6 protein-coding genes and 1 pseudogene are annotated in these 9,589 nt (G+C 60.8%); 3 read left to right on the forward strand and 4 right to left on the reverse strand.

The annotated features are described in order from the left end of the window. Nucleotides 1–437: 437 nt before the first annotated feature. Nucleotides 438–2,495, forward strand: coding sequence for an alkaline phosphatase family protein (locus tag PQR02_RS38505; RefSeq protein WP_408243073.1), 2,058 nt, complete (start codon nt 438–440; stop codon nt 2,493–2,495). Nucleotides 2,496–3,080: 585 nt separating this feature from the next. Here the strand turns inward: PQR02_RS38505 and PQR02_RS38510 are convergent. Further along, nucleotides 3,081–3,197: pseudogene (locus tag PQR02_RS38510) on the reverse strand (transposase); the annotation flags it as partial. A 769-nt stretch (nt 3,198–3,966) separates the two neighbouring features. Here PQR02_RS38510 and PQR02_RS38515 point away from each other — a divergent pair. Further along, a complete protein-coding gene (locus PQR02_RS38515; RefSeq protein ID WP_408243074.1) occupies nt 3,967–4,968 on the forward strand; it encodes an alpha/beta hydrolase in 1,002 nt (333 codons plus the stop codon). A gap of 379 nt (nt 4,969–5,347) precedes the next feature. Next, on the forward strand, nt 5,348–6,325 hold the full coding sequence (locus PQR02_RS38520) for a histone deacetylase family protein (protein ID WP_408243075.1): 978 nt from the start codon (nt 5,348–5,350) through the stop codon (nt 6,323–6,325). Nucleotides 6,326–6,648: 323 nt separating this feature from the next. On the opposite strand, the gene PQR02_RS38525 is transcribed toward PQR02_RS38520, so the two are convergent. The 3 genes from PQR02_RS38525 to PQR02_RS38535 form a co-directional block, all read right to left on the reverse strand. Then, entirely contained in the window at nt 6,649–7,209 is a 561-nt protein-coding gene (locus PQR02_RS38525; protein WP_408243076.1) for a c-type cytochrome, read from the reverse strand. A gap of 147 nt (nt 7,210–7,356) precedes the next feature. Beyond that, nucleotides 7,357–8,649, reverse strand: coding sequence for an MFS transporter (locus PQR02_RS38530; protein ID WP_408243077.1), 1,293 nt, complete (start codon nt 8,647–8,649; stop codon nt 7,357–7,359). Between the two features lie 204 nt (nt 8,650–8,853). After that, nucleotides 8,854–9,327, reverse strand: a complete 474-nt coding sequence (locus PQR02_RS38535; RefSeq protein ID WP_408243078.1) for a universal stress protein — start codon at nt 9,325–9,327, stop codon at nt 8,854–8,856. Between the last annotated feature and the right edge of the window lie 262 nt (nt 9,328–9,589).

A 9,589-nucleotide genomic window follows, 5' to 3' on the forward strand; every position in this document is an offset into this window, starting at 1 on the left:
GGGGGGGGGGGGGGGGGGGCGCCCCCCCCCCCCCGCGACCGGCCGCGTTTTCTGCTTCGCGACCGCGACACACGGCCTGGATTTACTGGGACTTACGAATTTTACGTTTTTTTACAGTGCAGTGAAAAGCCGGCTGAAGCATCGGCCCGGTATTCACCTTTGCCCTTGCGGTCGGGCGAGTCTTTGATCGTATTCGCGGCGCGAGCCCCATACGGCGGGGCTGCGACGATCGGTACACAAAAACGAAGATGCGTCTCGCCAGTTGCATGCGCGAAGCAACGTAAACAATCAGCAAGAAGCCTGGCCCACGCTTGTTATCTGCGCGTCGGGACATTGAAACCTGACGTTCTCGCTTCCGTCATGCGCGCCCTTTATCTTCCGCACCTCAACGAATCTCCTATAACAAGGTCCCCGCGGCCAACCCAACGGAGTAGTGAATGAAGCGAAAACAAGAAGCCGCACAAAAATTCGTGCGGCGGGCCGGTCTTATCGGCACCGCAGTCGCACTGACGGTAGCCTGCTCGATATTCCCAGCCCTCGCGCAAACGCAGCCGCATCCGCCAACGAACGCGGATCCCTCTCTAGACACCGTCACGCCGATCAAGCACGTGATCGTAATCGTCGGCGAGAACCGCACTTTCGACCAGGTCTTTGGCGGCTACCAGCCGGGTCACGGACAAACGATCGAGAATCTGCTCTCGAAGGGCATCATCAATGCAGACGGCAGCCCGGGCCCGAACTTCTCGCTTGCGCAGCAAAACACGGCGCAAGCGACGGATCCGACCACCTTCCTGATGAGTCCCACATCGAAAACGCCTTACCCCGTGCTGCCCGCGCCGAACACCGGTTCCGCGCCGAGCGCCACCAGCGATACGAGCGCGCCCTTTACGACGCTTGCTGAAGCACAGGCCGCCGAGGGCAGCGCGCTCGAGCCGCAAGATCTCGTTCATCTGACAACGGGTGCGACGGGTCTTCCGAAAGGCGCAGTCGACACGCGCTTTGGCTCGAATACGTACAACCTGCCGAGCGGTCCCTATCAGATCTCGCGTGTCGGGCCGAATTACGATCAGTACACCGCGAGCCCAGTGCATCGCTTTTATCAGAACTGGCAGCAATCGGATTGCAGTCTCGCCAATGCCACGGCCAGCAATCCGAGCGGATGCAAGATGGATCTCTTCGCGTGGGTCGAGACGTCGATCGGAGCGGGGTCCAACGGCAACCCCCGGCCGGCTGGCTTTACCCCTCAGACAACGGGCGAAGGCTCGACGGCACTCGGCTTCTACAACACGAGCACCGGCGATATGCCCTACTTCACGCAGCTTGCGCGGAAATACACGATTAGCGACAACTATCACCAGCCGGTGATGGGCGGCACGGGGGCGAACAGCATCATGGTCGGCACGGCCGACGCGCTTTACTACACGGACGGCAACGGCAATATGTCCACGCCCCCGAAGAACCAGATCGAAGACCCGCGTCCGATGCCGGGCACGAACAACTGGTATGCGCAGGACGGCTACTCCGGCGGCTCTTACAGTAATTGCTCGGACCCGTCACAACCGGGTGTCGGTCCGATTCGCAACTACCTGGGGTCGCTGCCCAACCATCCGGCCGCGAACTGTGCGGCAGGTGCGTACTACCTGCTAAACAACTACAACCCGGGCTATAACGGCAACGGCACGGTCAATACGAGCCCGTTTACGATCCCGCCTTCGCCGGTTCGCACAATTGCAGACTCGCTGCTCGCCAAGAAGATCTCGTGGAAGTACTACGGCGAAGACTGGAACACATTCGTCACCAACCCGTCTCAGAGCGTCTATTGCAACATCTGCAATCCGTTCCTCTACGAGACGTCGATCATGACGAACCCGGCGACCGTGAAGGCGCACCTGCAGGACTCGACGGATCTCTACGCCGACATCGCAAACGACACGCTGCCAGCGGTCTCCTTCGTGAAGCCGGGCGGACGCCTCGATGGTCACCCCGGCTCGTCGAAATATGACCTATACGAAGGATTCGTGCACAAGATCATCGATTCGGTTCAGAGCAATCCGAAACTGTGGGCATCGACCGCGATCCTCATCACCAACGATGAAGGCGGTGGCTACTACGATTCGGGTTATATCCAGCCGGTCGACTTCTTCGGCGACGGTCCGCGTATTCCGCTGATCGTGGTCTCGCCTTACTCTCAAGGCGGACGCGTCGCGCACGAGTACGACGATCACGCGTCCATCGTGAAGTTCATCGAGCGCAACTGGCAGCTCGCCCCGATCACGGGCCGCAGCCGCGACAATCTGCCGAATCCGCAACAGACAGGCTCGAACCCGTATGTGCCGGTCAACGGACCCGCGATCGGCGATCTATTCGGCGCGTTCCACTTCGACCAGGGCGTGAGCGGTAACGGCAATCACGGCGATCAAGGCGGCAATGGCAACGGCAGCATCGCCAGCAACCCGCAAGGCCAGAACGGCGGCAAAGGATGGTGGCCGTTCTGAGGTTCTGAAGCCGGGAATCCGTGGTTTCGGAGCAGTCCAGACGCGGCGCGATGAAAATCGCGCCGCGTTTTTTCATGACGCGGGGCCTGCGATGACTTCACTCTTCGAATATGCCCTCACGCTGAGTCTTCAAAACTCCCCGCGTCGTTCTTCTATGTAGAAGCCGCAGCTCACTCGTCAGATTCGAGGCCATCGTCAATCGTCCGCTTGCGCACCGCCGCTGCGCAAACGGTCCGTCGCTAGCGGCACATCTGCGCTCGACGCGACCCAAGCGCGTCGAACTTGCAGGAGACGTATCATGAAGCACTCGCTGAAAGTCGCTCTGGTCTGCGCGACCGTTGCTGGAATCTGTGTGACGAACGCAGTGTTTGCGCAGGGTGGTGGTAATGGCAATGGCGGGAGTGGCGGAGGCGACGCGCATAGCGCCGCGGCTGCTGGCATGACCTATCACGGACACCCTGTCCCGAGCCCGATGGATACGATGGGTATGTCCCCAGGGAATGGATTGACGATCGGGAACGTGCCCGTCGTGCGGGCGTTCCCGAGGATCTGGCCTTCGAGACCAAGCCCCAGATTGCGTTGAACCAGCAACAGCTGCCAGGCAATCGGCAGGCTGCCGCGCTGTGTCGCGATCGACAGGCTCACGGCAACCTGACAGTTGTCCTGCTTCCCAAGCTGCCCACAGTACTGACGCGCCACCCCGAACTCCAGACGAGCGAACTCGGCACTCTCGAGTTTCAAAGCAAATGATGAAAATTCGATGAAACCCGGTTTTTTACGAATCATCCGGTATTCAACGACCGAGCGGCAACTCATCGGCTCAAAGCCAGCGGCCGTTGCCGACGCCACTGCCCCTAGTCCCGACGCGTAAGGCAGAGCGCCCGCCGATCTACATTGATGCGCGAACGGCCGTTGTACCCTGGGGAGCCGCCGTCAAGGTCACGCCAGGCCGAACGTCTCTTGTGGGTCCGCGTGCTGCCGATCGCAGCCTTGCGAGGTTCAGGCCGCGTATGCTCATTGCATGAGTCTGCACCCGACCATCTACGGCCGTTGGGCCGCGCTTTCGCGCGGACATTTGAACGTCGGTTACGCCCAGGTACCGGGCATTCAGGTACAGACTTGATCCGTCAAGTGATCGGCATCAACGGGGCGCTCGCGCAGCAGGCGGACCGTGAGCGGCTGCCGTTTGCGCGGCAGCGAACGCGCGCGTTCAAAGGCGCCCATCACTGCGTCAATCTTGTCGGAGAACTAGCCGTCCGTACCGTCGTGCGGGTCTTCGAGACCGCCTCTGTGTTTCATTCTTGGCGGGGCGACCTCTGCCTGGTTTTCAGCATGCACTTACATCCCGTCGCAAGACTTGATACAGTGAGGCATCTATCCTAAAAGACCGCCGGCAAAACGGCTTACGGAGACGTAAATGAAATTTTCGCAATGCCTTGCATCATCAGTTATCCTTACATTTGTTTCTGGCATGACTGGGACGACAGCCGCCTGCGCCGCGGCGCCCGTCAAGCTCGTCACCGAAGAAGCGATGGTGGCATCGCCACAGCCGGGCATCAAGATCTATGTCCGCAACAAACGTCCGGCCAATCAAACGCATTTTGACGCCGCTCACACGCTTGTGTTCGTCCACGGCGCTACCTATCCTGCCAGCACCGCATTCGATCTCGAACTGAACGGCATGTCGTGGATGGATTTCATGGCGAGACGCGGCTTCGATGTCTACCTGCTCGATCTTCCCGGCTACGGGCATTCGACGCGTCCAGCGTCCATGGACCAGCCGGCTGACGCCGGGCAGCCCGTGGAAACAACTGCGCAAGCGGTGCAGGACTATGCCGCCGTCGTAGATTGGGTGCTGGCACGCCAACACCTGAGCAAGCTGGATGTCATGGGATGGTCGTGGGGCACAACGATTGCCGGCGGTTTCGCGGCCGCGCAGCCGGAGAAGGTGAATCGCCTGGTGCTTTACGCACCTGTCTGGCTCTCACATGATGCTCCGCCAACGGGCGAAGCTGCCAAGCTCGGCGCCTATCGCATGGTCACTGCGCAGATGGCGAAGGAGCGCTGGTACAAGGGCGTGCCGGAGGACAAGCGCGCCGACCTGATTCCGCCGGGCTGGTTCGACAAGTGGCAGCAGGCGACGTGGGCGACGGATCCGAATGCTGCATCCGCCAGCCCGCCGGCCCTGCATGCGCCCAACGGCGTGACGCAGGACATTCGCGGCTACTACATGTCCGGTAAGGCGACCTACGACCCGGGCAAGATCACCGCGCCGACGCTCATGGTCCAGGCGCAGTGGGATCAGGACACGCCGCCTTACATGTCGCAGGCGTTGTTTCCGCTGCTGACCGGTGCGCCGTGGAAGCAATACGATCTGATCGGCGAAGGGACGCACACGGTCATAATGGAGAAAAACCGGCTACAACTGTTCAATGCCGTGCAAAACTTCCTTGAGCAGCCCACGCCGCGTTAAGCCGGTCTGGTCAGGGCGCGCAGGGCCGCGGAGAGCGGCCGTGCACGTCGCGTTAGCTACAACGGCCGGAGAGGGTCGAGTGCGGAAATCGGTGCAGGCCGACGATCGCGGAGCCCGTCCACGGCTCCAGAGTAGGTCGCGGCGTGGAAAAACCGATTGCGCTCGGGCGCGCGCGGGGTGATCCATAAGCGAACGTCTATGATGTTGCAAGCAATGTCTGATTATCGTGAAAGTACGTGCGGCCCTATGCTTGCTTCTTGCAGTCAGAAGTTTGGGGCGGGGTGATGAGGCGCGCCACTACCGCGTTATGCACTCTGGCAGCGCTGCGAGTTCACCGGCAATAAGGAGACGACGCGGTCTGCGCCGCGTATCAATGTAAATGACGACTACTATTATTTTTTCCCATGCTGCGTGTCTGGATCATCGCCCGGGCCCTGACCATCCGGAATCGCCGGAACGTCTGAAGGTCGTGTTGCGTGCGTTGCAGTCGCCGGAATTTGCGGCGCTGGAATGGCGCGATGCGCCGATGGGCACACTCGATCAGGTGCAATTGATCCACGACCAGGCCTTCGTCGATGAGGTCACGGAGACCGCCCCGCAGCAGGGTTATGTGCCGCTCGATGCGGGCGACACAGTGATGTCGCCAGGCTCCTGGGAAGCCGTGATGCGCTGCGTCGGCGCGGCTTGTGCCGGCGTCGATGCAGTGATGAACGCGCAGGCGCGCAACGCGTTTTGCGCCACGCGTCCGTGTGGTCATCACGCCGAGCCAGCGAGGGCAATGGGTTTTTGCATTTTCAATCAGGCTGCAATCGCTGCGGCTTACGCTCATGAAGTACACAAGCTGGAGCGCGTCGCGGTCGTCGACTTCGACGTCCATCACGGCAACGGCACCCAGGCAGCATTTTTCAACCGCCCGGAGCTGTTTTACGCCTCCAGCCACCAGTGGCCTTTGTATCCCGGTACGGGCGCCGCATCCGAGACCGGCGTGAACCACAACATTGTCAATGTCCCGTTGCCCCGTGGGTGTGATTCGGCACTCTTCCGTGCACGGATCGAGTCCGACATGTTGCCGGCGGTACGCCAGTTCAGCCCCCAACTCATCGTTATTTCGGCAGGCTTCGACGCGCATCGACTGGACCCGCTCGCAAGCCTGAACCTCGAGGACAGCGATTTTCGTTGGATTACCAGAGAGTTGATGCGTATTGCCGATGCGACGTGCGAGGGGCGCATCGTTTCGATTCTGGAAGGGGGTTATAGCCTGGAGGCCCTGGCCACTGGCACGATGGCGCATGTCCGCGCCTTAATGAATGTTGAGGTCGACCGATCAGGCTCACAGGTTACCGGAGCTACGCAGTGACTTCCGGCCGCGACCGGCCCTGAAAAGACGGTCACGCCGCTTTTTCGAATGACCGGTAGGCCAGCCACAACAGCCGCTTGTAGTAGCGAGCTGTAACCGCGTGGCTTATCCACTGCTTTTCCTCTGCCAACCCTTGTGACTTAGGACGCAATCAGCAAAGTCGGTAGCAACGACGGGGCGGAGAGCGCGTTCGCGAAGGATGCGGCCGCTCAGGTTCAGGGGGAAGCCTATAAGTGCATCCCGCCCAGCACCTGAAGACCCCGATGCGCGAAAGGCATGTCCCCCGCCAAGTGGCCCTTTCCCGCCCGCTCAACTGGCATAGCCTACCGCCGGGTGTTTGGTTTGGCTGCGCTCTGCTTTTCGAAATCTTGAGCGGAAATGCCGCGTCCTTTGTAGAGGAACGCCGTTAAGTCCCAGATCGTCTGGTCGTCTTGCGTCTTGCCGAACGCGGGCATCGCGGTCATTTTCACGCCGTTCTTGATTACCCAGTACATCATCTTGGGATTGTTGCGGCGTGTTGGTGCGAGCAGTTCCGGCGCGAACGGCAGTATGCCCTGACCGATCGGGCTCAGCGTTTTTCCGGGCGCGCCGTGACACGCCGCACAGGTGTTCGCATAGAGACGCGCGCCGGCCTCCACGTTGGCGGTAGTCATCAGGTCGGGCGGCACCTCGATATCGGCCGCGTGGCGGTGCAACGACTGCATGTAAGTCTTGTGCAGCAGCCACGCGACGAGCGGGTTGTGTCCGGATATGGCCGACACGTCGTACACGCCCGAATACACGAATCCGAAGCCGGCCGCGCCGGCCACGATCGCGGCTGCGACGAATGCACTTAGCGTGGAATGCCGGGCAAGGAAAGAGGCTTCTCTGGCTACTGAACTCATCTTCGATCACCTGCTGGAAAGGATGGAGAAGTGGATCGGTGCGTACGGGGCGATGCTCGCGAATTCGATAGCGACCGTTGCTCGCGGCCTCGGAATACGCGTTGATGTCGCGATGGGGATACGCGCCTCACGCCGAACGCTCCGCCTTTAGCGGGCTTCGCGCAACGCATATCCCACGAGTGCGCCGACGATGCACAGCACCGACACATAGAGTTCGGGCGCGGCCGGGTTTGACGCCGACATCAGCGACACGGCCACCGGCGTCAGCCCGCCGAACACTGCGTACGCGACGTTATACGAGAGGGAGATTCCCGAGAAGCGCACGATGGGCGGGAAAGCTTTGATCATCGCGACCGGAATGGCCGCCACCGCACCGACAAAGAAACCGGCCATCGCATAGAGGGGCATAAGCGACGAGCGATCGACCATGATCTGCTTGCACATCAGAAAGTACGACGAGCCAAGGAGCAGGCAGCCCACAAAGATCGTACGGGCTGCGCCGAAGCGCCCTGCAATCAGACCAGCAACGACGCAGCCAATAGTCTGGGCGAGAGTCGCAACGACGTTCGCCTGCAGCGCGGTTGCTGCATCGATATGAAAGCGCTTTTGCAACAGAGTTGGCGTCATTAGGATCACGACGACGATCGCTGCGGTCAGCGTCCAGGTGAGCACCATAGACACGACTACAGCACCGCCGTGATCGCGCAGCACCGTCTTGAGCGGCACTTCCGCGGCCAGCGACTTGCGCCGCTGCATTTCGATGAATACGGGCGTCTCGTGCAGCCAGCGGCGCAGGAAGGCAGAAAGAAGACCGAAAAGGCCGCCGATGAGGAACGGAAACCGCCACGCGTAGGCAACGATCTCAGCATGCGAATAGTGGCGGCTGAGCGCCGAAGCGAACAATGACCCGAGCAGAATGCCCAGCGTCAGCCCGCCGGTGAGCATTCCGCACGCGTATCCGATGTGACGCTGCGGCACATGCTCCGAGACGAATACCCACGCGCCCGGCACTTCGCCGCCGACTGCCGCACCCTGCAGCACGCGGCACAGCAGCAAGAGCACTGGCGCGGCTACGCCGAGACTCTCGTAAGTCGGCAAAAGTCCAATCAGCAGCGTCGGCAACGACATCAGCAGCACGCTCAGCGTAAACATGCGCTTGCGGCCGATCAGGTCGCCAAAATGCGCCATGATGATGCCACCGAGTGGACGCATGATGTAGCCTGCGGCAAAAATGCCGAAAGTTTGTACTTGGCGCAGCCAGTCCGGAATTGACTGCGGGAAGAACAGTTGCCCGATTACGGCCGCAAAGAATACATAGATGACGAAATCATAGAACTCGAGCGCACCGCCGAGCGCGGCGAGAAAGAGCGTCCGGTGGTCGTTACCCGCCAGCGGACGATGCGGGACAACCGGAATCTGGTGTGAATCGATGGTATTCATGCGAGCGTCAAATTGAACCAGGAGAATCGTTATCTTCGTGCGATCACGTCAAAGCGTTCCGTACGTGGATGCGGCGGATCCTGCGAGGGCGGCAGGCGCGCAACGTCCCAACATCGGCTCACGGGACGCGCCTTTCGCGATTGCGCAGCTATCTCCGGGGCGGGCTGTCATGCTCGACGAGAGGAGACTATTACGCGTTTGACGTCACGCCACGGGCACGGCCACGACCGTGCGCCCGGCCGAGCGCTCGACAAGTTGGTCGAGCGTCGGATGTGAACTCAACCATTTCGCGAGCCCGCGCAGTCTGCGATAACCGACGACGATCATGTCCGCGTCAACAAGCGCGGCGTGGCGGGTAATGGCGTCGACGACGCCGCCTTGGGAAGCATGGCCGCGCGGGACCGTCCCTTGGGCGGTGAGGTGAAGCACCGCTTCGTCGAGAATGACGGATGTCGCTCCCACCATGACGCTGTATGCGGCGCCACTCAGCATTCCCGCACTCGATGCGATTGCCGAGACGGTGTCGATGACTACGAGCACGTGAACTCTTTTGCCGCAGGACGAAGCCAGTTTGCCGGTGCGCTCAAGTGCACACTTGGCCTCGGGTGAGCCATCGTAGTAAACCAAAATCGATCCAGACTGGGTCATGGCAATGTTTGTGCCGCCTGTAGGGTTCAAGGCCGCTTCTATTCTCCATCACCTCGTTTGCCGAACAGTGTCACGTCGATTACCGATTTGTTATTTTCCCGAGAGGGGCCTGCCCCGTAGCCAACGAGAGGGGCGTCGGCTACAGTCCTCCACGGAGCGCAGCGGCCGGGCCATGAAGCGTCAGTCGCGGAATTGCTTCGATCTGCTGCCTGCTAAAAGGAGCCAGTCGTGTGCATTCAACATGGAGTATGTCGATCGCCGTCGCCGCAGTGAATATGAAAAACATGCCTGC

Origin of the sequence: Paraburkholderia sediminicola (assembly GCF_046026895.1) — a bacterium.
Classification (GTDB): Bacteria; Pseudomonadota; Gammaproteobacteria; order Burkholderiales; family Burkholderiaceae; genus Paraburkholderia; species Paraburkholderia sediminicola_C.

Excerpts from the sequence above, each read along its gene's own strand:
- PQR02_RS38505 (WP_408243073.1), top strand. The coding sequence starts at position 438 with ATGAAGCGAAAACAAGAAGCCGCACAAAAATTCGTGCGGCGGGCCGGT.
- PQR02_RS38515 (WP_408243074.1), top strand. The coding sequence starts at position 3,967 with ATGACTGGGACGACAGCCGCCTGCGCCGCGGCGCCCGTCAAGCTCGTC.
- PQR02_RS38520 (WP_408243075.1), top strand. The coding sequence starts at position 5,348 with ATGACGACTACTATTATTTTTTCCCATGCTGCGTGTCTGGATCATCGC.
- PQR02_RS38525 (WP_408243076.1), bottom strand. The coding sequence starts at position 7,209 with ATGAGTTCAGTAGCCAGAGAAGCCTCTTTCCTTGCCCGGCATTCCACG.
- PQR02_RS38530 (WP_408243077.1), bottom strand. The coding sequence starts at position 8,649 with ATGAATACCATCGATTCACACCAGATTCCGGTTGTCCCGCATCGTCCG.